This is a genomic window from Achromobacter sp. CF-sbj1-Ac2-l (assembly GCF_052698165.1).
In genome coordinates this window covers 5,711,124-5,735,704 of sequence record NZ_CP199855.1, presented here as the reverse complement: position 1 = coordinate 5,735,704, position 24,581 = coordinate 5,711,124, and the positions used below count along the sequence as shown (strand labels likewise).

At 70.0% G+C, this 24,581-nt stretch carries 24 protein-coding genes; 15 read left to right on the top strand and 9 right to left on the bottom strand.

Annotated elements, in window-relative coordinates; translation table 11 throughout:
* Nucleotides 1-5 precede the first annotated feature (5 nt).
* Entirely contained in the window at nucleotides 6-812 is an 807-nt protein-coding gene (proC, locus tag ACUDCK_RS26275) for a pyrroline-5-carboxylate reductase (RefSeq protein ID WP_064525067.1), read from the top strand.
* On the opposite strand, the gene ACUDCK_RS26270 is transcribed toward proC, so the two are convergent.
* Entirely contained in the window at nucleotides 772-2,259 is a 1,488-nt protein-coding gene (locus ACUDCK_RS26270) for an MFS transporter (RefSeq protein ID WP_175167008.1), read from the bottom strand. The two genes, proC and ACUDCK_RS26270, sit on opposite strands and share 41 nt — an antisense overlap.
* A gap of 95 nt (nucleotides 2,260-2,354) precedes the next feature.
* Between ACUDCK_RS26270 and ACUDCK_RS26265 the strand changes: the two genes are divergently transcribed.
* Nucleotides 2,355-3,281, top strand: a complete 927-nt coding sequence (locus ACUDCK_RS26265) for a helix-turn-helix transcriptional regulator (RefSeq protein ID WP_244976852.1) — start codon at nucleotides 2,355-2,357, stop codon at nucleotides 3,279-3,281.
* 73 nt (nucleotides 3,282-3,354) lie between these two features.
* Nucleotides 3,355-4,251 carry a DMT family transporter gene (locus tag ACUDCK_RS26260; protein WP_175167009.1) on the top strand — a complete coding sequence of 299 codons (897 nt, stop codon included), beginning with the start codon at nucleotides 3,355-3,357 and terminating at the stop codon, nucleotides 4,249-4,251.
* An 87-nt stretch (nucleotides 4,252-4,338) separates the two neighbouring features.
* Here ACUDCK_RS26260 and ACUDCK_RS26255 read toward each other — a convergent pair whose 3' ends face one another.
* Nucleotides 4,339-4,560, bottom strand: a complete 222-nt coding sequence (locus tag ACUDCK_RS26255) for a hypothetical protein (protein ID WP_155755518.1) — start codon at nucleotides 4,558-4,560, stop codon at nucleotides 4,339-4,341.
* On the opposite strand from ACUDCK_RS26255, the gene ACUDCK_RS26250 reads away from it, so the two are divergent.
* Together ACUDCK_RS26250 and ACUDCK_RS26245 are read left to right on the top strand one after the other, a co-directional pair.
* A complete protein-coding gene (locus tag ACUDCK_RS26250; protein WP_240317270.1) occupies nucleotides 4,555-5,199 on the top strand; it encodes a PadR family transcriptional regulator in 645 nt (214 codons plus the stop codon). The genes ACUDCK_RS26255 and ACUDCK_RS26250 overlap by 6 nt on opposite strands.
* 25 nt (nucleotides 5,200-5,224) lie before the next feature.
* Nucleotides 5,225-6,040: a siderophore-interacting protein gene (locus tag ACUDCK_RS26245; protein ID WP_064525052.1), complete on the top strand. Its 816-nt coding sequence runs from the start codon at nucleotides 5,225-5,227 to the stop codon at nucleotides 6,038-6,040.
* 14 nt (nucleotides 6,041-6,054) lie between these two features.
* Here the strand turns inward: ACUDCK_RS26245 and ACUDCK_RS26240 are convergent, their stop codons facing one another.
* Nucleotides 6,055-6,933 carry a LysR family transcriptional regulator gene (locus ACUDCK_RS26240; protein WP_064525049.1) on the bottom strand — a complete coding sequence of 293 codons (879 nt, stop codon included), beginning with the start codon at nucleotides 6,931-6,933 and terminating at the stop codon, nucleotides 6,055-6,057.
* A gap of 107 nt (nucleotides 6,934-7,040) precedes the next feature.
* Here ACUDCK_RS26240 and ACUDCK_RS26235 point away from each other — a divergent pair, with 107 nt between their 5' ends.
* Nucleotides 7,041-7,901, top strand: coding sequence for an isocitrate lyase/PEP mutase family protein (locus tag ACUDCK_RS26235; protein ID WP_175167010.1), 861 nt, complete (start codon nucleotides 7,041-7,043; stop codon nucleotides 7,899-7,901).
* Between the two features lie 46 nt (nucleotides 7,902-7,947).
* On the opposite strand, the gene ACUDCK_RS26230 is transcribed toward ACUDCK_RS26235, so the two are convergent.
* The 4 genes from ACUDCK_RS26230 to ACUDCK_RS26215 all read right to left on the bottom strand — a co-directional run bounded on the left by ACUDCK_RS26230 (nucleotide 7,948) and on the right by ACUDCK_RS26215 (nucleotide 15,598).
* Entirely contained in the window at nucleotides 7,948-10,836 is a 2,889-nt protein-coding gene (locus ACUDCK_RS26230) for a WG repeat-containing protein (RefSeq protein ID WP_445659273.1), read from the bottom strand.
* Nucleotides 10,833-13,937, bottom strand: coding sequence for a WG repeat-containing protein (locus ACUDCK_RS26225; RefSeq protein WP_244976853.1), 3,105 nt, complete (start codon nucleotides 13,935-13,937; stop codon nucleotides 10,833-10,835). The genes ACUDCK_RS26230 and ACUDCK_RS26225 overlap by 4 nt, the downstream gene beginning before the upstream one ends.
* 184 nt (nucleotides 13,938-14,121) lie before the next feature.
* Nucleotides 14,122-14,685 carry an RNA polymerase sigma factor gene (locus ACUDCK_RS26220; RefSeq protein ID WP_054500527.1) on the bottom strand — a complete coding sequence of 188 codons (564 nt, stop codon included), beginning with the start codon at nucleotides 14,683-14,685 and terminating at the stop codon, nucleotides 14,122-14,124.
* Between the two features lie 274 nt (nucleotides 14,686-14,959).
* Nucleotides 14,960-15,598, bottom strand: a complete 639-nt coding sequence (locus ACUDCK_RS26215; RefSeq protein WP_054501193.1) for a response regulator — start codon at nucleotides 15,596-15,598, stop codon at nucleotides 14,960-14,962.
* A gap of 66 nt (nucleotides 15,599-15,664) precedes the next feature.
* Between ACUDCK_RS26215 and ACUDCK_RS26210 the strand changes: the two genes are divergently transcribed.
* Nucleotides 15,665-17,071: a sensor histidine kinase gene (locus ACUDCK_RS26210; RefSeq protein WP_175167012.1), complete on the top strand. Its 1,407-nt coding sequence runs from the start codon at nucleotides 15,665-15,667 to the stop codon at nucleotides 17,069-17,071.
* Nucleotides 17,072-17,225: 154 nt separating this feature from the next.
* Nucleotides 17,226-18,416 carry an MFS transporter gene (locus ACUDCK_RS26205; protein ID WP_054500529.1) on the top strand — a complete coding sequence of 397 codons (1,191 nt, stop codon included), beginning with the start codon at nucleotides 17,226-17,228 and terminating at the stop codon, nucleotides 18,414-18,416.
* A gap of 46 nt (nucleotides 18,417-18,462) precedes the next feature.
* On the opposite strand, the gene ACUDCK_RS26200 is transcribed toward ACUDCK_RS26205, so the two are convergent.
* Nucleotides 18,463-18,843 (bottom strand): cupin domain-containing protein, encoded by a 381-nt coding sequence (locus ACUDCK_RS26200; RefSeq protein WP_144655630.1) that lies wholly within the window; start codon nucleotides 18,841-18,843, stop codon nucleotides 18,463-18,465.
* 302 nt (nucleotides 18,844-19,145) lie between these two features.
* On the opposite strand from ACUDCK_RS26200, the gene ACUDCK_RS26195 reads away from it, so the two are divergent.
* The 3 genes from ACUDCK_RS26195 (at nucleotide 19,146) to ACUDCK_RS26185 (ending at nucleotide 21,536) form a co-directional block, all read left to right on the top strand.
* A complete protein-coding gene (locus ACUDCK_RS26195) occupies nucleotides 19,146-19,385 on the top strand; it encodes an Arm DNA-binding domain-containing protein (RefSeq protein ID WP_064525030.1) in 240 nt (79 codons plus the stop codon).
* Complete coding sequence (locus tag ACUDCK_RS26190; RefSeq protein WP_054500532.1) at nucleotides 19,382-19,930, top strand: ureidoglycolate lyase; 549 nt, start codon at nucleotides 19,382-19,384, stop codon at nucleotides 19,928-19,930. Before ACUDCK_RS26195 ends, ACUDCK_RS26190 begins: the two co-directional genes overlap by 4 nt.
* A gap of 241 nt (nucleotides 19,931-20,171) precedes the next feature.
* The gene (locus tag ACUDCK_RS26185) at nucleotides 20,172-21,536 is read left to right on the top strand and encodes a DUF1254 domain-containing protein (RefSeq protein ID WP_231132938.1); all 1,365 of its coding nucleotides are present in this window, start codon (nucleotides 20,172-20,174) and stop codon (nucleotides 21,534-21,536) included.
* Nucleotides 21,537-21,620: 84 nt separating this feature from the next.
* Here the strand turns inward: ACUDCK_RS26185 and ACUDCK_RS26180 are convergent, their stop codons facing one another.
* Nucleotides 21,621-22,322 carry an XRE family transcriptional regulator gene (locus ACUDCK_RS26180; protein WP_064525095.1) on the bottom strand — a complete coding sequence of 234 codons (702 nt, stop codon included), beginning with the start codon at nucleotides 22,320-22,322 and terminating at the stop codon, nucleotides 21,621-21,623.
* A 273-nt stretch (nucleotides 22,323-22,595) separates the two neighbouring features.
* On the opposite strand from ACUDCK_RS26180, the gene ACUDCK_RS26175 reads away from it, so the two are divergent.
* From ACUDCK_RS26175 to ACUDCK_RS26160, 4 genes are all read left to right on the top strand, one after another.
* Nucleotides 22,596-23,186, top strand: coding sequence for a hypothetical protein (locus ACUDCK_RS26175; protein ID WP_240806451.1), 591 nt, complete (start codon nucleotides 22,596-22,598; stop codon nucleotides 23,184-23,186).
* A 154-nt stretch (nucleotides 23,187-23,340) separates the two neighbouring features.
* Nucleotides 23,341-23,808: a phage tail tube protein gene (locus ACUDCK_RS26170; RefSeq protein ID WP_049076510.1), complete on the top strand. Its 468-nt coding sequence runs from the start codon at nucleotides 23,341-23,343 to the stop codon at nucleotides 23,806-23,808.
* Between the two features lie 5 nt (nucleotides 23,809-23,813).
* On the top strand, nucleotides 23,814-24,287 hold the full coding sequence (locus ACUDCK_RS26165) for a phage tail assembly chaperone (protein WP_054500535.1): 474 nt from the start codon (nucleotides 23,814-23,816) through the stop codon (nucleotides 24,285-24,287).
* A complete protein-coding gene (locus ACUDCK_RS26160) occupies nucleotides 24,287-24,577 on the top strand; it encodes a phage tail assembly protein T (protein ID WP_064525023.1) in 291 nt (96 codons plus the stop codon). Before ACUDCK_RS26165 ends, ACUDCK_RS26160 begins: the two co-directional genes overlap by 1 nt.
* Nucleotides 24,578-24,581: the final 4 nt, after the last annotated feature.

Here is a 24,581-nt window from a genome sequence, read left to right as displayed (position 1 = left end):
GGATCATGCAAGAAAAAATCGTCTTCATCGGCGGCGGCAACATGGCCAGCGCCATCATCGAAGGATTGCTCGAACAGGGCCGCCAGTTGGCGGATTTCCTGGTGATCGAACCCTTCGAGCCCACCCGCGCCGGCCTGCTCGCGCGCGGCGTGACGTGCCGCGAGAGCGTCGGCGCCGAGATCGCCGACGCGGCGCTGTGCGTGCTGGCGACCAAACCGCAGGTGTTGCGCGAGGCGTGCGGGCAAGTCCAGGCGCATCTACGCGCGCAGACGACGGTGGTCAGTATCGCGGCGGGGGTCAATCTCAGCGCGCTGTCGCAATGGCTGGACGGCCATGCCCGTATCGTGCGCGCCATGCCCAACACGCCGGCCAAGGTCGGGCTGGGCATGACGGGCCTGTACGCCAGCCAGGCTTGCGGCGCGGCGCAGCGCGAGCAGGTGGACGCGGTGTTCGCCGCCGTGGGCGAGCGCATCTGGGTCGATCGCGAAACCCTGATCGACGCGGTCACCGCCGTGACCGGCAGCGGTCCGGGCTATGTGTTCCATTTCATGGCGGCGCTGGAAAAGGCGGCGCTGGCGCTGGGCTTTGGCGCGGTCGATGCGCGCCGCCTGTCGGTGGCGGCGTTTCGCGGCGCCGCCGAGCTGGCCGCGCGCGACGAAGCGCCCCTGGTCGAACTGCAGGAACGCGTGACCTCAAAGGGCGGCACCACCTACGCCGCGCTGGCGCATCTGCGCGAGGCGGGCGTGGCGCCCGCCATTACCGAGGCGGCGCTCAAGGCCGAGCAACGCGCGCGCGAATTGTCGGCGGGCTAGGGCAGCGCCGCCGTCCCAGCCACCACAGCAGCAATACCGACGCGGCGATCGCCGCCACGTTGAACTGCATGGCGCTGGCGAACGCGCGCGCATAGCGATCGCCGAGCGCCGCGTCGGCGTGCGCGTCCAGCGCGCCGCTGAACAGCATGCCGGCGGCGGACACGCCCAGCGCCGCGCCGACCTGTTGCAGCGTCGAGACCACGCCGGCGGCCATGCCCGCGTGATGGTCCTGCACCAACCCCAGCGCGAGGTTGACCAGCGGTGTATTGACCGCGCCCTGCGCGGCGCCCAGCCAGATCAGCGCCGGCACCAGCGACCAGGGCGCGAGCAGGGCGCCGGCCGCGTCCACCTGCCACATCAACGCGGCCGTGGCGCCGCCGTACAGCATCGCGGCCATCATGATGGCGCGCGTGCCGAAGCGCGCCACGAGTCGCGGCGCGGCCATCGAGCCCGCCACGAAGCCGACGCTGGCGGGCGCGAACACCGCGCCCGCCGTCAGCGCGTCCACGCCCAGTCCGGTCTGCAACAGCAGGGCGTAGCACAGGAACATCGCGCTGGCGGTGGAGAACACCAGCGTCACCAGCAGGCAGCCTGCCGCGAATCGCGGTTGCGCCAGCAGCGCCATATCGACCAGCGGCACGCGCCCGGCGGCGCCGGCGCGGCGCTGCGTCCACACGAACAGCGCCAGCAACGCGACCGCCGCCGCGCCGCAGGCCAGCGTCCACACGGGCCAATGGCGCGCCGGGCCTTCGACCAGCGCCAGCAGCAACAGGCCCAGTCCCGCGCCGACCAGCGCCGAGCCGCCCCAGTCCATCGGCGCGCCGGCGGCGTCGCGCGATTCGGGGATGTGGCGCGCCAGCCGCCAGGCCAGTACGCCAAGCGGCACGTTCACCAGGAAGATCGTGCGCCACGCCAGGCCGAACAGGTCGGCGTGCACGATCCAGCCGCCCAGCACCTGGCCGGCGATGGCCGCCAGCCCCAGCGTCATGCCGAGCAGGCCGAAGGCGCGCCGCCGCGCGTGGCCGTCGTAGCTGACGCGGATCAGCGCGTAGACCTGCGGGAACAGCATGGCCGCCGCCACGCCCTGCAGCACGCGCGCGCCGATCAGCGTGTTGGCATCGGGCGCCAGGCCGCACAGCGCCGAGGCCAGCGCGAAGCCGGCCATGCCCAGCATGAACAGGCGCCGGCGGCCATGGCGGTCGCCGAGCCGGCTGCCGGCGATCAGCAGCACGCCATAGGCCAGCTCGTAGGCGACGATGATGAAATTGATCTGTGCGAAGCTGGCCGACAGCGTGTGCTGCATGCTGGGGATGGCGACGTTGACCACGAACAGGTCGAAGATCGTGATGAAGCCGCCGGACAGCAGCACGGCCAGGCCGAGCGGGCCCGGCGTGGCGGGGCGGGCGGAGGTGTCGGGGCAGGGCGAGGGCAGGGTGGCGCAGGGCATGGACAGGCCGCGGGAGTGGGGATTGGCGCTATTCTGTGGGCTGTTCCAGACTTATACAATTTAGCTGTTTATGCTATTACTGAAGGCAATAGCCTATGCCCCGTTCCCCTTCGCATGACGCCGCGCCCGCGCCGCGCACCGGCGCGCTCGGCACGGGCGCGCAGCGGCTGGACCGTACCCGCGGCGACCTCGCCGAATTCCTGCGGCTGCGCCGCGAGCGCCTGAGTCCGGCCGCGCTGGGCCTGCCCGCCGGCGGCCGCCGGCGCACCCCTGGCCTGCGGCGCGAGGAAGTGGCGGCGCTGGCCGGCGTCGGCCTGGCCTGGTACACCTGGTTCGAGCAGGGCCGCAATATCAGCGTGTCGGCCACCTTCCTGGAGAACCTGGCGCGCGTGCTGCGGCTGGACGCGGCGGAACGACGCCACCTGTACCTGCTGGCGCACCAGCGTCCGCCGGCGGAACCGGGGCGCACCTGGTGCACCGTGCCGCCGCAGGTGCGGCGCCTGATGGACGACCTGCCCGCGCGTCCCGCCTACATCCTCAACCTGCGCTGGGACGTGGTGGTGTGGAATGCCGCCGCCGAACGCGTGTTCGGTTTCGGCGCGCAGCCGACGGGGCGGCGCAACCTGCTGTGGATGCTGTTCGTGGATCCGGCGATGCGCGAACTGTTCGTCGATTGGCCGGCTCAGGCGCCGGCCATGCTGTCCACCTTCCGGCGCGATTTCGCCTCGGCCTCGGGCGCGCCGGACATCACCGAACTGGTCGACGAACTGGAGCGCGTCGCGCCCGAGTTCAAGGCCTGGTGGCGCGAGCACGACGTGCACGGCGCCTGCATGGGCGTGCGCAGCCTGCGCCTGCCGACGCTGGGAGAGGTGGCGTTCGAGCATTCCACCCTGTCGGTCGATGAAAGCCGCCACCTGCGCCTGGTGGTGTACGCGCCCGCGCCGGACGAGCCGCAGGCCATGGCCTTCGCGCGCTGGCTGGCGCGCAAGCCGCGCGCGGCCGTGCGTGGCTCCAGAGATTAGGCGCCGCGTGGTTCTACGGTGGGGGCGCGGCGCGCTTCTATAGTCGGGGCGATCCGCCACTTCCGCCCACGCCATGTCCACTGAAATCCTGCCTCGCCGCCAGGCCTTGTCGCTGCTTATCGTGGTGGTGCTGGCCTGGGGGCTCACCTGGGTCGTCAGCAAACTGCTGCTGCAATACATGACCCCGATCTGGGCGGTGGCCGCGCGCAGCGTCGTCGGCACCGCCGCGTTGCTGGCGCTGGGCCTGGCGCTGCGGCGCGTGGCGTGGCCGGTCAAGGCCGACATTCCGGTGATCCTGAGCGTGGGCCTGCTGCACATGGGCGCGTTCGCCGCGCTCGTCAGCCTCGGACTGCAATACGTGCCGGCCGGCCGCTCGGTGGTGCTGGCCTACACCACGCCGCTGTGGGTCATTCCCGCCGCCCCCGTGTTCCTGGGCGAGCCGATCGGACGCGGACGGCAACTGGGGCTGGCGCTGGGCGTGCTCGGGCTGGCCGTCATTTTCAATCCGTTGGCGTTCGACTGGGGCAATCACGAGGCGGTGTTCGGCAACGGCCTGGTGCTGCTCGCGGCGCTGTGCTGGGCCGCCAATATCGTCTACGTGCGCGCGCATCGCTGGGTCACGCCGCCGTTCGAGTTGGCGTTCTGGCAGGCGCTGCTGGCTTCCGGCGTGCTGGCCGCGGTGGCCTGGGCGGCGGAGGGCGCGCCGCGCGTGCTGTGGCATGCGGACCTGGCCTGGCTGCTGGGCTACGGCGGGGTGTTTGGCATCGCCGTGGCCTATTGGGCGGCGGTGAACGTGAACCGATCCCTGCCCGCGGGCGTCACCGCGATCGGCCTGCTGGGCGTGCCGGTGGTGGGCCTGCTGTGCTCGGCGGCGCTGCTGCATGAGCCGCTGAGTGCGCCGCTGTTGCTGGGCATGGCGCTGATCGTGGCCGGCATCGCCGCCGGCGTGCTGGACAACGAGCGCCGATAGCGGCGGGAATCAAGAAGGCGCTTGACGGCCGGAATCGTGTCTGTGTATCGTAAGACCTATATCTTAAGATACATCGTAAGTAATACGTCAGACACCAGCGAGGCCCCCATGCGCCACTTTCATTTCCTGACCGCTTTCGCCCGTGGCTCGCGCCATGCGTTGCACGAGCGCCGCCATGGCCACCATGGCCATCACGAATCCCACGATCACCACGGCCATCATGGCCGCCACGAGTTCCACGATCATCACGATCACCACGGCCGTCACGAACGCCATGGCCACGCCGGCCATGACGCGGACGGCTTGCACGGCGGCCGCGGCCGCCATGGCCGCCACGCCGGCGGCGGTCGCGGCTGGTTCGGCGGTCCCTGGGGCGGCAATGGCCGCGGCGGCGATGCCGACGACAGCTTCGGCGGCGATGGCCGTCACTGGGCGCGCGGCCGCAAGGTCACCGCCGACGACCTGCAACTGATGTTGCTCGGCCTGCTGGAACAGAACCCCAGCCACGGCTACGAGCTGATCAAGGCGCTGGGCGCGATGTCCAACGGCTTCTACACGCCCAGCCCGGGCATGGTGTATCCGGCGCTGACCTATCTCGAAGAACTGGGCTACGCCACCGTCGAGCAGGAGGGCAGCAAGAAGCGCTACCACCTGGCGGACCCGGGCCGCGAACACCTGGAAGCCAACCGCGAGCGCCTGTCGGTGATGTTCAACAAGCTCAAGCACGTGGCCCGCAAGATGGACTGGATGCGCCAGGCCTGGAGCGGCGAGCCGCGCGCTGCCGCCGAGGAAGACGCCAGCGGCTGGATCGACGAGTTCGTGCACGCCCGCCAGGAGATCCGCCACGCGCTGCTGCAACGCACCGAGGCCTCGCCCGCCGAGCAACGTCGCATCGCCGCCATCCTGCGTCGCGCGACCGCGGAAATCACCGGCAAGAGCTGTGACTGATTCCGCCTATCCCATTGGAGACCCCATGACCCGTAGCGACCTGACTGTCGAACGCGTGCGCCATCCCCTGAAGATGCGCATCCTGACCGTGGCGCGCGTCGAGCGCATCGCCGGCCTGCTGGCCCGCGTCACCTTCACCGGCGAAGACCTGCGCGACTTCGTGTCCGCGTCCTTCGACGACCACGTGAAGCTGTTTTTTCCCGCCGATCCGTCGCAACCGCTGCTGTTGCCCGAGGTCGGTCCCGACGGCATCAAATTCCCCGACGGCGCGCCGCGCCCGGCCGCGCGCGACTACACGCCGCGCCGCTACGACGCCGCGCGCGAGGAGCTGGATATCGACTTCGTGCTGCATGGCGACGGCCCGGCCTCGACCTGGGCCGAGCAGGCCGAGGCTGGCCAGCGCCTGGGCATCGGCGGACCGCGCGGTTCGTTCGTGGTGCCCAAGGGCTTCGATTGGCACGTGTTGATCGGCGACGAGACCGCGCTGCCCGCCATCGCCCGCCGCCTGGAGGAACTGCCCGCGACCGCGCAGGCCCTGGTGCTGGTCGAAGTGCCGGCCGCCGCCAACGAGATCCCGCTGCCGACCCAAGCGCAGGCCACCGTGCGCTGGCTGCACCGCGACGGCACCGCGGCCGGCTACAGCACGCTGCTGCTGGAAGCCGCGCGTGAGCTGGCGTTGCCATCCGGCGAGGGCTACACCTGGATCGCGGCCGAGTCGGCCGTGGCCAAGGCGGTGCGTGAAATCATGGTCGCGCAGCACGGCGTCGACAAGCGCCGCATCCGCGCCGCCAGCTACTGGAAGCGCGGCGCCATCGCCGTGCACGAATCGCACGACGATTGACGTCGCGCGCGCCGCTACCCCTGCGCCAGCGCCAGCAGGTTGGCCACCCGTCCGCCGGGCGCGTCGTCGCGCACCGCCAGCCCCAGCACCGCGCGCGGCCAGTCCAGCGCGAAGGGACGGTAGACCACGCCGTCCGGACGCAGGTGGCGCAGCGACGCCGGCACGATCGCCACGCCCATGCCCGCCGCCACCAGGTTCACCGCCGATGACAACTGCGGCGCGCGCTGGCCCGGCAGCGGGTTCAGCCCATGCTGGCGGCACGCCGCCATGATGTCCGCGCTCAGGCCGTATCCCGACTTGCGTGAATACTGAATGAAGCGCTCCTGCGCCAGGTCGGCCGGCGCCAACCGCTTGCGCCGCGCCAGCGCGTGGCCCAGCGGCAGCGCCACCACCAGCGGCTCTTCCGTCAACTGCATGAAGCGCAGGCCGCCCTCCATCGCGAACGGCGGCCGCACGAAGGCGGCGTCGATCAGCCCGTCGCGCAGGCGCGCCACCAGCGTTTCGCTGTCATCCTGCGACAGCGTCATTTCCACATCGGGGTATTGCTGCCGGTAGAGCCGGATCAATTCGGTCACCACCGGATGGAACGACGCCGATTCGGTGAAGCCCAGCGACAGTTCACCGACCTCGCCGCGCGCCGCGCGTTGCGCCGTCCGCGCCGCGTCCTGCGCGCGCTGCAGGATGTCCTGTGCGCAGGCAAGGAAGGCGCGGCCGGCATCGTTCAGGCTGACGCCGCGGCCGCGCCGCTCGAACAGCGGCGTGCCGATCTCCGCTTCCAGTTGTCGGATCTGCTGCGACAGTGGCGGCTGCGCCATGCCCAACTGCTCGGCCGCGCGGGTGAAGTGCTGGGCCTCGGCGGTGGCCACGAAATAGCGCAGGTGGCGCAGTTCCATATTGGTATCCAAAAAGTACCGGTTATCAATTTTCCATATATTGGACATTCTAGTGTGGCGGCACGATGATGCGGATATCCCCCTCTTCGTCTTCCAAAGGAATGCGCATGGCTTCGACTCCCGCTCCCGGCGCGCTGCTGCGCCGCCATCTGGCCCAGGACATCGTGGTGGCGCCCGGCGCCTACGATGGCATGTCGGCCCGCCTGGTGGCGGCGGCCGGCTTCAATGCCGTCTACGCCAGCGGCGGCGCCATCGCGCGCGCCGCGGGCTACCCCGACATCGGCCTGTTGAGCTTCACCGAGGTCATGGACCGGGTCGAGAAGATCGTCGACGCCAGCGGCCTGCCGGTGGTGGCCGACGCCGACACCGGCTTCGGCGGCTCGGCCAACGTCGAGCGCACTGTGCGCATCATGGAACGGGCCGGGGTCGCGGCCTTCCACATCGAGGACCAGTCGTTTCCCAAGCGCTGCGGCCACCTGGACGACAAGAGCCTGGTGGACGCGGAGGAAATGTGCCGCAAGGTCCACATCGCCCGCCAGACGCTTGCCGACGCCGACACGATGGTGATCGCGCGCACCGACGCCATCGCGGTGGAAGGCTTCGATGCGGCCATCGCGCGCGCCGAGCGCTATGTGAAGGCCGGCGCCGACATGGTGTTCGTCGAGGCCCCGGAAACGCTGGAGCAGATCCGCGCCATTGCCGACCGGCTGCCGGGCCTGAAGCTGATCAACATGTTCTATGGCGGCAAGACCCCGCTGGTGCCGCTGCCCGACCTGGCCGCGATGGGCTATCGCCTGGCGATCATTCCATCGGACCTGCAGCGCGCCGCCATCCACGCGATGCAGGCCACGCTGGCGGCGATCCGCGAGACTGGCGACAGCAGCGCGCTGGCCGAGCGCCTGACCAGTTTTAAGGAACGCGAGGAGATCGTGCAGACCCGTCGTTACCTGGCGCTGGACGCGCAGTAGCGGGGCGCGGATGCGGCGCGCCGGCTCGCGCCGGCGCGAGCTGGCCTCACTGGCGGCAGCGCTGCGGCATCGACAGCGGCCACAGCCGCTGGTTGTAGCTGCCGCGGAGCGTGCGGATGCCGCATTCCATGGTGACGCGCGCCACCATCGTGCCGCGCTCGTCCACGATCATCGAGATGTCCCGCGTCGACACCACGGCGCGCTGGTTGGCAAACGCCGAAGCCCACAGATACACCGGGGTGATCGCCAGCCGGCCCTGGCCGTCGGCGTAGCCGTAGCGGTCGCCAACCAGGACCGGCGCCAGGCCATCGCGGCGCGGGCCGATGTGGTCGAACGTCGGTCCGGTCGCCACGCCCTTGTCGTTGACCGCGCGCATGTTGCCGTTGGGCAGCCCCATGGCTGCCTGGCCTTCGGAGAACGAGGTCGCGGTGCCCGGCAGGGTCATGCGGGTCTTGCCCGCGGTGTCGGTGTAAACGGTGACCGGGTTGCCCTCGGCGTCGGTGTCCGAACGCAGCAACCAGGCCGAGCCTGCCGGCCAGTACCAGTCGCCGGCAGGCAGGCTGGCCACGGTCTTGCCGTGTTCGTCGATCAGGCGGGCGCCGTCTTCGCCGCTGACCAGCGCGCGCGGCGGCGTGCCCTGGAATGGCGTGCCGGCCACCGCGCCCGGCGCGATCTGCCAGCGGCCCTGGCCATCCACGTAGCCGTGGCGGTCGGCGCGGCGGATGGCGAGCCAGGTGCCCATGGGTGTGTAGTTCGCGTCCTGCAGGTCGAGCGCGTCGGAGGCGTCGGGCGCGATGATCCAGCGGTTCTTCTGGCTGTAGGCCAGATAGGCGCCGCTGCCGTCGCGCGACACTTCCAGCGCCGGCTGAAAGCGGGTCAGGGCGCGTCCCTCGCGATTGAACAGCGCGGCCGGGCGGCGGTAGTCCTCTTCCTTCGAGCCCGCCTGGTACATCAGCCACAGCTTGTCGTTGACGCGGCGGGCGTCGTTGTGGCGCGGCGGCACGATCCACTTGCCCTGCGGATCGATCACGCCCACCTTGTCCTTGCCGAGCGCGGCGATGGCGCGGCCGTCGTGGAACGCGCCGATGTACTGGAAGGCCGGGGCCGACACTTCCTTGCCGGCGATGAAGTCGTACAGGCCCCACGGATCGCCTTCGGCCGCGGTCTTCAGGTAGCGTACCAGCCCCGGCGCGACCACTTCGGCCTCGAAGTAGTCGGGCAGGTCGTAGGTCTTGCCGGCGCGGTCGACCAGGCGCGTCTCGCCCTTGGCGTAGATCAGCGCGTAACCATGGCGGAAGGCGCCGATGTGCTGTTGCAGCGGCAGGTCCATCGGCTTGCCGCGGCCGTCGAGCAGTTGCATGCCCGCGTCGCTCTGCGCGGCGAAGCGCAACTGGTCGGCGGTCAGCGGTTCGGCCTCGGCGTCGTCCTGCGCCGTGTCGTCGTCGCGCGGGCCGTCCAGCGGCACGATCTCGCTCCAGTCCTTGCGGGTGGCGACGCTGCCGTCGGCCAACAGCAGCCCGGCGCCGCCTTCCGTGCAGTGGCAATAGCCCTGTCCCAGCACGCCGAGCGGGCCATCCGGCACGTCCAGCGGCAAGTCGCGCAGTTGCGAGCCTTGCGCCGCTTCGACCGCCTCGGGCTGCAGCACCGCGCGGCCATCGGCGTCGATCGCGTTGAGCAACTGGCCGTCCTGGCTGGAGACCCACAGCTTGCCCTGGCGCACCGCCAGCCGGCCGGCCTGCGCCAGCCAGGGCGGCGCGCTCTCGCCCTGCAGCCAGACGCCTTTGGGCGTCAGCAGGCCGGCCACGTTGCCGGCCTTGTCGCGCAACAGCAGATAGCCGCCTTCGTTCTCCTCGGGCTTGAGGTCGCGGCTGCCCAGCGTCAGGGCCTCGGGGCGTCCGGGCACGTAGGCCTTGAGCCTGTCGCCCGAGACGTAGACCAGCGTGTTGTCGTAGATGTCCGAGGCGTTCGCTTCCTCGTTGGTGAGCGTGGCAATGGAGTGGCCGCGCGCGTCCAGCAGCGCGTAGCCCTTGGTGGGCAGTTGCGCGCTCCAGAAGGCCTTGCCGACGCGGCCAAGGCGCTGGTAGCGCTTGCCTTCGCCAATCAGTGCGCCCTGCTCGTCGATCAGCACCACCTCTTCGTCGCCGATGCCGAGCGCCAGCGGAGCGTCCTTCTGCCGCGTGATGTCGCTGAACTTCGGTTTCACGCGCCAGTTCCAGTCGGCGTCGAGCAGGCCGTACATGCCATGGTTGTCGATGCCGATGAACAGGTCCTTGCCGAAGCTCGACACCACCCGCAGGCCATCCTTGGCGTAGCGGCGTTCGCCGTCGGGGGAGCGGTATTCCTCGCGATAGGTGACGGACAGTTGCGCGGGCCGGCCCTCGCCCAGGATCACGTTTTCGACGCTGGCATCGAGCGCATCGCCCACGGCCTTGCCGCTGCGGTCGATCAACTGGCGCTGGCCGTCCAGCGTCACTACCGCCAGCCCGGCCTCGACGAAGTCGCCGACGCTGTCATAGCGCGGCGGCACTGCCATCCTGCCCCTAGCGTCGATATAGCCCCACTTGCCCTTCCAGCGCACCGCGGCCAGGCCATGGTGGAAGCTGCCGACGAGCTCGAACTGCGGCGGGACCACCAGCTTGCCGTTGCCATCGATGAAGCCCCAGGCATGCCGGCGCAGCGACTGGTCGGTCGGCACGCGGTCGATTTCCTCGAGCGAGGACGGCAGCAGCACGGCGGCGCGGTTGTCCGACAGCGGCCCGATGCAGCCAGTGGGGCCCTGGTAGGCCTGGATGTCGCGGCTGGTCGCGGCCGGATCCATCAGGCCGTCGACGCAGGGGATGCCGTTCTGGCGGTACTGGGCGTGGGCGGACAGCGACAGGCCTAGCGCGGCGACGGCGCAGGCGATATGGGTAGCGTGAAACGCGCGCGTGGTCATGATTGTTCTGCTTTGGTGGATTCGGGGACGGGCACGCCTTCGGTCCCGACGGCGTCGGGGCAAGTCAGCTCCTCGCGCGGCCAGGTCACGCGTTCCTGCCCGTCCATCACGATGATCTGGCCGCACAGCAGGCCGAAGATGGCGGTGGTCTTGCCGCGGGTGTCGATGAATTCCAGCAGGCGATCGCGGCGCACCAGTGCGCGCCCCTCCTTGAAGTCGCCGGCCCAGCCGAACTCGGGCGGGATCACGTAGCGCCCGCTCAGGTCGATGTAGCCGAGCAGCTTGCCGCTGCGTTGGTCGCGCCGCGCCAGCGCCAGCCCGTCGCGCAGCGGGCCGAGCTTGTTGAAGTAGGGGCCGACGATGCGCTTGCCGGCGGCATTGACGAAACCGTAGCGGTCGCCGTTGCCGCGATAGGCCACCACGCCCTCGCTGGCGGTGTCCTCTTCAACCGCGAACTCGCCCTTGAATCGCGTGATTTCGCGACCCTGGAGATCGGTCATGACGCTTTCCGCCGTGTCGCGGTCGCGGAAGATCACCCGCTGCATGGAGGCCAGCGGCGTGCCGTCGCCGAGTTTTTCGAGCAGGGCCTTGCCGTTTTCGTCCATCAGGCGGTAGCGCTGGCCGTCGTAGACGCGCGCCAGGCCCTCGGGCTGGACGAAGAAGGGGTTGAACTCGCCGTTGCTGGCGGAGACCTTGAGGTTGCCGCGCGCGTCGATCGCGCCGTTGCGCGAACGGTATTGCACGTAGATCCAGTCGCCGAACTGATCCTGGCGCTCGGGCACGCCGTCGAACAGGCGGGTCATGCCGCCGCCTGCGTCGAACAGCAGCGTGCCGCCGTCCTTGCCCTGTCCCAGGTAGCGGCCGTGTTTCAGGTCCTGCGGTTTCTCGTGCAGCACCGCGCTGCGCTTGCCGCTGGGCAAATGGATCAGGCGGTAGTCGTCGCGGTAGCCCGAGTCATTCTTGCCTTTGGGCTCGCGCACCAGCAGGTAGCCGTTGCCGAGGTAGTCCAGGTCGTAGCTGCCGGTGTAGGTGGCAGGCACGACCCACTTGCCATGGCGGTCGATGATGCCCCAGCGGTCGCGGTCCTGCGCCTTGGCCCAGTTGTCCTGGAAATCCTCGATCCGGCCCAGCGTCGGCGCCACGGCGACGCTGGCGCTGCGGATGTTCCACAGTCCCCAGCGGCGGTTGCGGCGCTCGTCCTGCTTGTAGAAGTAGAGCAGGTCGCCGTCGATCTTCTCGCCGTTGACTTCTACGTAGGCCGGCAGCTTCTGCGCGTTGCCCCGTGTGTCGATCAGCACGGCCTCGTCGCGGCTCATGCCCGGCGTGCGCGCCCAACTGTAGGCGCCCTTGAAGCCGCCGATGCCGGCGTAGGTGGGCGGCAGGATCCAGTTGCCCTCGGCGTCGATCGCGCCGACGGTGCGCTTGCGCGTCTTCACCAGCAACGGCGCGGCGGCGTCGTAGGTGCTCATGTCGTCCCAGTCGGGATTGGTGACGATCTTGCCCGAGCGCGTCAGGATGCCGGTGGGCTGCTGGTAGTCGTTCGGCCGCAGCAGGGCCAGCGGCAATTGGTCGGCGTCGGGCCCGGCCTCGCGCGATCTGTCGTTGGCGCGCCGGGGGGAGAAGGGCAGCACGCGATATTGGCCCAGGCGTTCGGCGGTATCGCTGTCGAGCAGCGCCGTGCCGTCGGCGCGGTAGATCTGGCGCAGCGTGGCTTCGCTGTCGGTGCCGACCACCGCGACGCTGGTGGCGGCATCGGCCGCGGCTTCGACGGCAGCGGGGACCGCGTTGTCGACCGCGGCATCGACCGTCGGGCCCGCGATGTCGACTGCCGCGGCATCGGTCGCCGGACCGCTGGCGTCGGCAGTCGTTGGCGTCGGCGCGGATTCGATGATGGCCGGCGCCGCCGGTGGCGGGGGATCGGCGGGGCCGGCGCCCGCTTCGGCCGGCGCCGCGGCGGCGTCGGCGTGGTCCGTCTCCGAGGCAGGCTTGGCCGCGTCGCTCGCGAACGCGTCGCCGGGGCCCTGGGCGTACAACCAGGCCAGGCCATCGTCGCTGACCGTGACACGGCCGAAGGCGGCCGGCGTCACCACGATATTGCCGTCCGGGGCGATCATCACGACCGCGTCGACGTCGGTCAGCACCTTCCAGCCGCCGCTTTCCTCCACGCCCACATAGGGGTTCGTGAAGGTGCGCATCGGCCGCAGGTTGGCATCCAGCAGCACGTACTGCGCCGTGTCGCGGGGCTTGACCAGCCACAGGCCCGCGCCGGGCCGGACCACGCTTTCATAACGGCCCGCCGTCAGCGGCGAGCCGTCGGGCCGCACGAATGCCCAGGCCTCGTCGCGGTGCACGGCGAGCGTGTCGCCGTCGCGCAGCGGCGGCTGATCCGAGCCCAGCACCTCGGGCGCGATGGCCCATTTGCCGTCGGCATCCAGCAGGCCCCACAGGCCGCCGTAGCGGGTGCTGCGGCGCTGCGCCGGCAGCGTGTCGGCGACCGGCCGCTCCAGCCGCATCACGTCGGCCGGCAGCGTCAGGGCGCGGCCGGTCGCGGTGTTGAACAGGCGCGGCGCCTGCGGCACTTCCATCGCCGCCAGTTTCTGGCCCGGCTCGAACCCCCAGGATCGCGTGCCCAGTTCGAAGGTCTTGACGACCTGGCCCTGGCGATTGATGAGCACGTCGCGCTCATTGTCCTCGACCAGCGCGGTGCCCGCGGCGTTGAAGCCCGAGGCGCGCGCGAAGCGCGGCTTGATCACCCAGGCGCCGCGCGTATCGATGTAGCCCCACAGGCCATCCTGCCGCACCGCGGCCAGCCCGTTCTGGAACGACTCGGCGTCCTGGTAGGCCGGCGTGATGGCCATCCGGCCCTGCTTGTCGATATAGCCCCAGGTGCCGGCCGCATCGCTCGCCTTGCCCGTCAACACCGCCGCCAGGCCTTCGGCATAGTCGCGGTTGCAGGAGACGTCCGGGGTGATGGCATAGGTGCGGCCGACGCAATCGTATTGCCAGTCGGCGAACGCCTCTTCCGCCCGGACGCTGCCGGCATGCAGGCCGGCCAGCGCCGCGGCCAGGGCCAGCGGCCGCCACATGACGGCGCGCCTCATGACGCGGTCCGCGCGGCGGCGCACGGGAGGGCTGTGAGGGGAATCAAGCGAAGCCGGACGTGCCGCATGGTGGTGATGCCTGCCAAAGAGGAACGAAGGCAGCACTGTAACCAGCAGTAGCAGGTAAAGAAGCGGCAAATGTAACTATAGAAAACGAACCGTTAACAACGCGTCCGCAAACGCTTCAGTTGTCGAGCCAGGCGCCTTGCTGGCGCATGCGCGAGCGCAGCAGCGATCGCGCGCGCGACAGGCGGCTGCGCACCGTACCGATCGGCAGATCCAGTTGCGTCGCCGCTTCCTCGTACGACATGCCGTCGGCGCAGATCAGCATCACCACGTCGCCCAGGTCGGGCGGCAGGGCGGCCAAGGACCGGTCCATGATGCGCAGCGTCTGCAGCAGTTCGGTGCGGGCGGCGGGGTCCGAGCGGCGATCGTGTTCCTCGGCCAGGGCGTCCTCGCTCACGAACGCATAGCGCCGTTCGGGGGCGCGCGACAGGTGGTTGCGGATGAGGTTGCGAGCAATGCCGAACAGCCAGGTCGACGGCTTGCTCTCGCCTCGGAAGCGGTCGTAGCACGATGTCATTTCGACGAAGGCCTGCTGCGTGATTTCCTCCGCGTCTGAACTGTTGCCCACCTGGCGCAGCACGAAGCGGCGCAGGCGTTCGGACTCGTCCCGCACCAACTGGCTGACCGGATCGGCGTGCGGCGAGGACGGGATGACGGCGGACGGACAGGAAGCAGGGGGCATGGTGGCGGCGCAGCGGGTCGTGGACGGGAGCGCCCGCAGCGCCGCGGCGGGCGCCTGGCGCGGGCGCGCACCTGTCCTGCGCGGCCCGGGCGGGTCCGCGCGGAAAGTGGCGTGGAGGAGTGCGGTGCAGCCCCGCGATCTCCCATGGCCCTGTCGGAAAGAGAAAGCGGATGCTGCGAAACCAGTCTACGTTTGGAAGATTCGGTAGCAAATACGGCGCGTGCCGTATTTTGGCGAGCGCGGCGAGGCCGCGCTCAGGCAGGCGTCGCGCGGATCAGGCGCAGGGCAGGCCCAGGCGCACCGCGTAGGCGACCAGCTCGGCAGTGCTGTGCAGCGCGAGCTTGCGCATCAGGTTCTCGCGATGCTTGCGCGCGGTCAGCGGGCTGATGTGCAGGGCCTCGCCGATCTGCGCGGCGGTGGCGCCCTGCGCAGCCAGCGCCAGCACCTGCTGCTCGCGCCGCGTCAGGGTTTCGGCCGGCGCCGGCGCGTGCGTGGACCGCGGCTGGGCCGGGCGTCCGGCCCGGCCGTCATGCAGGCGCTGGATCGCCGCCATCAGTTCGCGTGAGTTGCCGGTCTTGGCCAGGTATTCGTCGGCGCCGGCCTCCAGGATCGCCTGACGGCTGCGGGCGTCGGTATTGGCGGTCAGCACCATGATGTGCAGGGCGGGATGGCGCACGCGCAGCGCGCGCACCCAGCCCGACCCAGCCACACCGGGCATGCCCAGGTCCAGCACCAGCACGTCGGCGCCGTGCGCGGCCAGCAGCGCCAGCACCTGCTCGCCGGTGGCCGCTTCGTCGATCGAACCGATCATCGCGCCCGCCTGGCTCAGCACCATTTTCAGGCCCTCGCGCACGATGCCATGGTCATCGGCCAGCAGGACGCGCAGCAGGGGAGGCGGGGAGGTCGGAGTCATGAAGGCGGTGAGGGGGCCGCGGCTTGTGTCAGAATGATGCACCATTATAGGGACCGATCCAGGCGCATGACCGCCCCTGCCGCGCTATCCCCGCCCCAATCGCCGGACGCCTCCGCGATGCACGCGGCCCCCGTCGCCGACGCCGTCGCGACCGAGTTGGCCACGCTGCTCTACAAGCAATCCTATGGCGTCCTGTTCGCCAATTTCGCCGTCGCGCTGCCGGTGCTGTACGTCATGCGCGACGCCGCGCCCGCCGGGGTGCTGGCGGCTTGGCTCGGCGCCGTGTATCTGCTGACGCTGGCGCGCGTGGTCGTCTGCCGCCGGTTCGTGCGGCGCGCGGCCGGGCCCGTGCGGCCCTGGGTGCGCGGCTTCTGCCTGCTGTCGTGGACCTCGGGCCTGCTGTGGGGACTGGCGGGGCTGCTGGCGGTGATGTCGGGACAGGACCTGCTGCTGGCGTTCGGCTGCGTGATGCTGGCCGGCATGTGCAGTGGCGCGGTGCCGTCGCTGTCGGCCTGTCCGCCCGCCTATGTTGGGTCGGCGCTGGGCATGGTGGCGCCGTTCATCGCCGCCTGCCTGGTCTCGGCTGACGGGCTGCACCTGGTGTACGCGGCCTTCGGCGTCTGCCTGCTGGCGGTGAACCTGTATTTCAGCGCGGTCACTTATCGCAGCCTCAGGACCACCGTGGCGCTGCGCTTCGAGAACAGCGCCTTGATCCGCAGCCTGGAACACGAACGCGACCGCGTGGCCGCGGCCGACCGCGCCAAGACGCGCTTCCTGGCCGCCGCCGGGCACGACCTGCGCCAGCCGGTGCACGCGCTCGGCATGTTCACCGACATCCTGGCCAGCCGTGCGGAGCAGGGTAGCGTCACGCCGCAGGATGCGTTGCATGTGGCGCGGCGCCAGCAGGGCGTGCTGGACGGGCTGAACCGCCTGCTGGACGGCCTGCTGGATGTGTCGCGCCTGGATGCGCACCTGGTTCGCACCGAGCGCCGCGTCGTCGCGCTCGACGCCCTGTTCGACGACGTCCGGCTGGACTATGAGCCGCAGGCGCGGGCCCGGGGCCTGCGCCTGGTGGTGGCGCCGACCTCGCTGACGCTGGAGACCGATCCGGCATTGCTGCGCCGCATCCTCGACAATCTGCTGGGCAACGCCTTGTCGTACACGCCTGCGGGCTGGGTGCTGTTGTCGGCGCGCAGGCGGCGGGGCGGGGTGTTGCTCCAGGTCTGGGATACCGGCGTGGGCATCGCGCCTGAACTGCGGGAAGCCGTTTTCACCGAGTTCACGCGCGGCGCCGGCGCGCCGGCGGCGTCTCGGGGGGACGAGGGGCTGGGCCTGGGGCTGGCCATTGTGCGCCGCTTGGCGGACCTGCTGCATGGCGACATCTCGCTGCGCTCGGTGACCGGCAAGGGGTCGGTGTTCTCGCTGTGGCTGCCGCTTGGCATTCCCGGCGCGCATGCAGCCGGCGAAAAATAATCAGTTGAAGCGCGGCCCCGGCGCCCCTGTAATAGCGTCATCCATCCATCCGCACGGGATCGACGTCCCACGCCCGAGGTTCGCCATGTCCGTCGCCGCATCGTCCGTCGCCTCCCCGCCTGCTCGCGCCGCCGCGCCCCGCAACCTGTGGCTCATGGTGCTGGCGGGCGGCATCGTCATGGGCCTGGCGCTGGGCGTGCGCCACGTGCAGGGCCTGTTCCTGCTGCCGGTCACCATGGACAGGGGCTGGTCACGCGAAACCTTCGCCATGGCGCTGGCGGTGCAGAACCTGACCTGGGGCGTGGTGCAGCCGTTCACCGGCATGATCGCCGACCGTTTCGGTTCGGCCAAGGTGATCCTGGGTGGACTCGTGTTCTACGCGGTGGGGCTGGCCGGCATGGCGCACGCCGCTACGCCCGCCGCCTTCATGTGGACCGCCGGCATCTGCATCGGCGTCGCGCTTTCCGGCACGGCGTTCGCCGTCATCTATGGCGCGCTCAGCCGCCTGGTGCCGCCCGAGCGGCGCGGCTGGGCCCTGGGCGTGGCCGGCGCGGTCGGCGGGCTGGGGCAGTTCACCATGGTGCCGGCGGCGCAGTGGCTGATCGGCGGCACGGGCTGGGTCGGCGCGCTGATGATCTTCGCGGCGGTGCTGGCGGTGGTGATGCCGCTGGCCTGGCCATTGAAAGAGACGTCGCGGCGGGTTGCTGGCGCCGCGGCGGCGCCGGAGCAGCCATTGGGCGCGGCGATCCGCGAGGCCTTCACGCAGCCTGGCTTCTGGCTGCTGAACCTGGGCTTCCTGGCCTGCGGCTTCCAGCTCGCCTTCATCGGCACGCACCTGCCGGCTTACCTGATGGACAAGGGCCTGCGGGCGGCGGACGCGGTCGCGGCGCTGGCCATCATCGCGCTCGCCAATGTCGCCGGCACCTATGTCTGCGGCATCCTGGGCGCGCACCATCGCCGCAAGTATCTGCTGGCCGGCATCTACCTGTTGCGCACCGCCGCGATGGCGCTGTTCTTCCTGCTGCCGCTGTCGCCCGCGTCGGTGTACGTGTTCGCCGCGGTCATGGGCTTCGTCTGGCTGGGCACGGTGCCGCTGACCAACGGCCTGATCTCGCAGGTGTTCGGCGTGCGATACATCACCACGCTGTTCGGCTTCGTCTTCTTCGGCCACCAGGTGGGTTCGTTCCTCGGCGTCTGGCTGGGCGGGGTGGTGTACGAGGCGACGCATTCGTACGACCTGATCTGGATCGGCGCGATGGCGCTGGGCGTGCTGTCGGCGGCGCTGCACTGGCCGATCGACGACCGCGAGCTACCGCGCATCCGCGCCGCCGTCGCGGCGGGCTGATCCGCGCCGGGACGCCGCCCGGGGGCGCTACGCGGCCGCGCGGGCTTCAGACCGGCCGGTGCTGCGTGCCCGCGCCCATGGTGATGTGCAGGATGCGACAGGACTCCACCACCTTGAGCGTATGCCAGGCGCCGCGCGGCACCACATAGGCATCGCCTGCCCGCAGCCGGACGACCCGCGCGCCGGCGGGGCCCTCCAGGTGCAGATCGGCCGCGCCGGCCATCAGGCGCACGATCTCGTCGGCTTGTGGATGCATCTCCCATTGCGGCCAGTCGCGGGCGCAGGCGTATTCGGACACCAGCCAGCCGCGGCCGTAGCGCGCCAGGTCCTCCTTCGGTTGCGACCAGAAGGCGTCGCCGCCCGCCAGCGCGGTGGCGTGGCCGGCGGCGTCCAGGAAGACGTACTGCGACGACAGGTCGGTGGGCATGGCGGTCTCCAGAGTGAGGGCAATAGGCGTTATAACAGCGCCGAAGGCCGCCTCCACGGAAGGCGCGGCGGCCGTGGCCCATATGCGCCAGCGCACCACCGATCGCGGCACCATCGACCCGCGCATCCTGATCCTGCAGTCCGACGAGCGCCCGCGCCACCCGATGCCGCGCAGCGCGGTCTGGTGCGCCGACCGGCCAGGCCGTGCACGACAAGGGCGGCGACGCGGCTGGAATACTCGAAAAACTGCGATAATCCGGGTCTTTCCAGGGGCGCCGGCTCGCATCCGGCGTAGGTGTCGGCATGAGCAAGGGATTCGACGGCGTCCGGCCGGCATCCGAATCGTCCATCGAGATCGGTTTCTTCTACCAGGGCCGCCATTGCGTGGAGCGCATCCGCGTCAAGCCGACCGCCGCCAACCTCAAGCGCGCCGCCGAACGGCGCACCGCCATCCTGGCGGCGATCGCGCGCGGCGATTTCGACTACGCCGCCGAATTTCCCAAGCGCACCACCACTGCCCCTTCCGCCAAGGACGAGCCATGACCCGCGTTGCCGCATTGCCTATCTACGATCTGACCGCCGAGGCCTTCGCATCCTATGGCTGGATGCTTGGCAAGCCGATCCCGCAGGGCAATGGCGTGCCGCTGTTCAGCAACGACGCCACCGACTTCTGGCAGGAGCACGTCTTCAATACCGGGGCCGGCGGCGACGCGGAGGTGCTGTGGGTGAACTACCGCAGCGCTTCGCCCGATGTCGCCAGCCTGGAAAAGCACCTGCTGACGCAGCAGGCGATCGTGCCGTTGACCGGCGCCATCGTCCAGGTGGTGGCCCGCAGCGCGGCCGACGGCAGCCCCGACCTGGACACGCTGGCGGCATTCCGCGTCGATCCCGGGCAGGGCGTCTGCATGCGTCCCGGCTGTTGGCACGCCACGCGCGTGGCCGACGCGGAAGTCACCTGCCTGATGCTGACCCGCCGCTCGACCACGCTCGACCTGATCCAGCACCTGACCACCGACGCCTCCGCCACCGAAAGCGCGATCACGCCGATTCCGCCGCGGCAGTTGGAAGCCCTGCGTTTGCCGGACTGATTCACCGAATTCGCGTTGCGCGCCAAGCAACCTGCGCCTGCGCGGGGTGCGCAAAGTCGTGCCGTCATCGGCGCGCGCTATCCCGAGCGTGGCGAAATGTGCCAGAATTTGCGCGACTGTTTTTTCGGTCGCGACGCTGCCGCCATCCGGGCGTTGCCAACCACTTCCCGTGTTGGAGCATGGAATGCGCATACGCCCCGCAGGCGTTGGATCGAGCCGCTCTGTTCGCGGCCTGTTTGTCATGATGTTGTGCACCGCCGCGGCCGGCTGCAGTTTCACCTCGCCCGACGCGGCGACGGGGGCGCAGTACGTTGGCATCGACGGGGTGTCGGCGCCCGAGGCGCGCCGCATCGCCAAGGAAGCCTATGTCTACGGCTATCCCATGGTGGCCAGCTATCAGGCCATGCATGCCGCCAGCATCGATCGGGGCAATCCCCGCTACCGGGGGCCGTTCAACACACTTGTGCGCGCCGAGCCGTCGCCGGATGACACGCCGCAGTTTTCGGCCGTGCTGGATCTGCGCGCCGAGCCCGTCGTCATCAGCGTGCCGCCGATGGAAGCCAGGCGCTACCACGCGTTGCGGTTGACCGACCTGTATGGCTTCAACTTCGCCTACATCGGCAGCCGCGCGACGGGCAATGGCGGCGGCAGGTATCTGGTGGCGGGGCCACGCTGGAGCGGCGCCGCGCCCAAGGGGATGGCCGCGGTGCTCCGCGCCGAAACCGAGCTGGTGAGCCTTTCGGGACGCATCCAGCGTTTTTCGTCCGCGGACCAGGCCAGCGTCAGGCGCATCGAGGCCGGCTACCGCATCCAGCCGCTCTCGGCCTATCTGAAGAAGGCGCCGCCCACGGCGGCCGCGGTCGACTGGCTGGCGCCTGAAGCGCCAGCGCAGATGCGTACCTCGCTCGAGTTCTACAACGAGCTGGGATTCCTGCTGCAGTTCGCGCCGGTGGCGCACAGCGAGAAGTCGCTGCGCAAGCGGCTCGACAGCATGCGCATCCGGCCGGGCGCGCCGGCGGTCACGGACGGCAGCAATCCGCGCCTGCGCCAGGTCATGCAGGAAGGCATGCACGACGGCCAGAACGAGATCGACAAGCGCCGCCTGGCGCTGGACGGCAAGGCCGATACGCTGTTCGGCGACCGCCGCACGCTGGGCAACGACTATCTGGCGCGCGCCACCGGCGCGCAGGTCGGCCTGGGCACGGACAGCCGCGAAGAATCGATCACGGCGGTGCTGGCCACCGACGCCACGGGCCAGCCGCTGGATGGCGCCCAGCCGTATGTGCTGCGGTTCGCGCCGCGCGCCTTGCCGCCGGTCAACGCGTTCTGGTCGGTGACGCTGCAGCGCACGGCCGGGGCCGCGCAGGCGCCTCACACCGCCCGGCGCACGCGGGTCGATTCGGCGATGCTGCCCGCGCTCAAGCGCGATCGCGACGGCGGGCTGACGCTGCACATCCAGCCTCAGTCGCCCGGCAAGGGCAGCGAGGCCAACTGGCTGTCTGCGCCGGCGGGGCCTTTCACGATCACGCTGCGTTACTACTGGCCCAAACCGGCCTTGCTGGACGGAAGCTGGCAATCGCCGCAACCGCGGCGCGCCGGACTGTAGCGCACACGCCCGGGCGGTGGCGTGCGAGGCCGCTTCCATCTTGCCGCCGCGCGCCGCCCGCCCGCTTGACGCCGCCGGGCGGCGTCAGAGATCCTCGCTGCGCCACACCTTCAACACGCGTCCGAAAATCTGCAGGTCCATGTCTTCGGTGATGTCCCAGGCGTCGTACTTGGTGTTCTCGGACTTGGCGCGGATCAGCAGGCCGTTGGCGCTGGGAATGCGCTGCAGGCGCTTGATGAAGCCCTCGTTGCCGACGCGAAAGAAGAACACGCCGTCAACGTCCGCCTTGACCACGCCCAGGTCCACCAGCAGCGGATCGCCCGGGTTGTACATGGGCCGCATGCTGTCGCCGAAACCCGTCACCACGCACAGGTTGGCGGCCGCGGTGTAGTGGCGCAGGTTCTTGTGCAGCCATTCCTGGCTGACGCGCAGGCTCTGGATCACGCCGGGCTGGTCGCGCAGCTCCACGCCCGCGCCCATGGCGCCGCCGGTATCGAAGCGCGGGATGCGCAGATCGTCGCCCGCGCCGACATCCACGGGCGGCGCATCGCCGCCGCCGGCATCGGCCAGCACGATGTCCGGCGGATACTGCGCCGACTCGTCCAGCAGTTGCTCGAGTGACAGCCCCAAGCCCGCCGCCAGGCGGGCCGCGTACTTCGAGCGTTCGCTGTCGCGCCCCTCGAGCGCGGCGATGGTGCCCACGCCCACGCCGGTGCGCGCTTCGAGCTGTTCCAGGGTGAGACCGAGAGCGGCGCGATAGCGCCTGATTTGTTTTCCGAGAGCCATGGTGTCGACGCTAAACAGTTGTGGAAAATTGTGCAACAACAAGTGTTGAAATCGAGATTATACACTTGTAGAATTCCAGTCATGGATCACCCAAAATGTGTGCTGTTATCAGACGGAAGCGTGGGTAGCGTATCGCTACCGAAGGGCTTCTCTTCCTCATCCATACGGACCCCCGCAGCGGCGGTCCGCAACCCCGGCGCCCGGGTGGCGCCAACCCGGCAGGGTCCGCCAGCGACGGACGCCGGCATCGAACTCAACGGCAAGGAGCGGCGAATGAATCAGGCAGGAAACATGGCATTGCAGGCCCCGCAGGGCTGGGTCGCGGCGGCATCGCAGGCGGGCGCCGCCATCGCGCGCTCCTTTGCGCCGCGGCCGGCGGAGCGGGCCGGCCGGTCGCAAGCGGCGCAGGGCCAGAATCAGAAGGGGCAGAACATGACGCGGGAAGAATCGGATCAGGTCGAAGCGCTGATCATGGAGTGGTACCAATGGAGCCGCGGCTACCGGCCCAAGCTGGGCGTGGGCCGGGTATCGGCATTCGCGCGCGGCATGACGGCCGACGAGGCCTATGACGACGAGGACGTCGACGCCCGCCTGGCCGCCGCGCGCGGCGAGCAGACGGAGTTGTGTATCGACGAGCTGCCGTGGCAGCAGCGCTCGGCCATCGGCGTGCACGCCGGCAACCGCGCGGCCGGCGCCCGCGTCTTCAGCAATCCGCGCCTGACGCCCGAGCAGCAGCACGCCGCCTATCAGGAAGCCAAGGTCGCGTTGCTGCCGGCGTTGCGCCGGCGCGGGCTAGTGACGGCGCCGCAGGTGCGACACGCCGATCGCGCAAAGGCTTGCGGTGCGCGGACCACGTCCGCATAATTGAGTCGTCGGGCCAAGTTGCGCCCGAAGAAAATCTGAACGTATCGACCAAGCCCCTCGGCAATCGCCGCGGGGCTTTTTCATGGCCGCTCCGGATTCCCGGAAACGCCACTATTGCCCGCCTCTGGCGGGCTTTTTTTTTTTGGAGTCTGCAATGGCAGGTACTACCGTTTCGCAATTCGTTCAAACGCAGGGCACCCAACTGGAAGTGTCGACCACGGCTACCGAAGACCTGGGCGCCGCCGGCCTGACGTATGCCGATCTGGCCATCACCATCAAGGACCCGAACTTCCAGGGCGGCCAGACCACCGAGATCGACGTCACCGTGCTCAAGTCCACCGCCAAGGAATACGCCCTGGGCCTGGACGACAGCGGCACCTTCAGCATGGCCGGCAACTGGAAGGCTGGCGATCCCGCCCAGAAGGCGCTGGTGGCCGCGCGCAGCGACAAGAAGACCCGCGCCTTCCGCGTGACCTTCGCCGACGGCGCCAAGTTCGAGTTCCTCGGCCTGGTGACGCAATACCAGTGGCAAGGCCAGTTGGACAACGTCGTGTCCGCCACGTTCAACGTGCGTGTCACCGGCGCCGTCAAGCTGACCGACGCGCCCGCCAACGGGGGCTGAACGCCATGACGGACACGTCGATCAAATCCTCCGCGCGCGCGGCTGGCCTGCGCGGCCTGGCGGTCGATCCGCTGGCCGGCTTCGCCCACGAAACCCTGACCGTGCCGCAATGGCAGGACGCCCGCGTCATCGTGCGCGCGCCCAGCGCCGGCGATCACCTGTTCCATATCCGCGCGATCTGGGCGGCCGCGGGCGTGGTGCCGGGCGAGGACAACGAGGTGGTGCGCGCCAAGCTGGACGCGCCGGGCGTGGACTACACCCGCGCCTCGGCCAGCCTGCTGGTGCGCACGCTGTTCGAGCAGACCGAGCAGGGGCCGCGCCGCGTCTTCGACGACGAAGACGTTGACGTCGTGGCCGCGGCCTACGGGCTGGCGCACGCCACGCTGGTGGCCAAGGCGATCGAGCTGGGCAACCTCGGGGAGGGGGCGCAGGAGCGCGCAAAAAAGCCCTCCAGGAAACGCCAGACCTCCGTTTCCTGATGGTCCTGGCGCTTCGACTGGGGCGCACGCTGGGCGAGTTGATGGACACCATCGACACCCATGAAGTGTCGCTGTGGCGCGAGTGGGACCGCACGTCTCCGTTGGGCGACGACCGGGCCGACGTGCTCACGGCCAGCCTGGCCGCCACGGTGGCGCGCGCGGCGGGGGGCAAGGTGCGCGCCGCCGACATGCTGGTGCGCTGGGGCGCGCAAGACGAGGAACCTCCCGCCGAAGCGGGGGCGGACGCGTTGAAGGCGTTCCTGATGTCGAAGGTCAAGAAGGGGTCTTGACGAC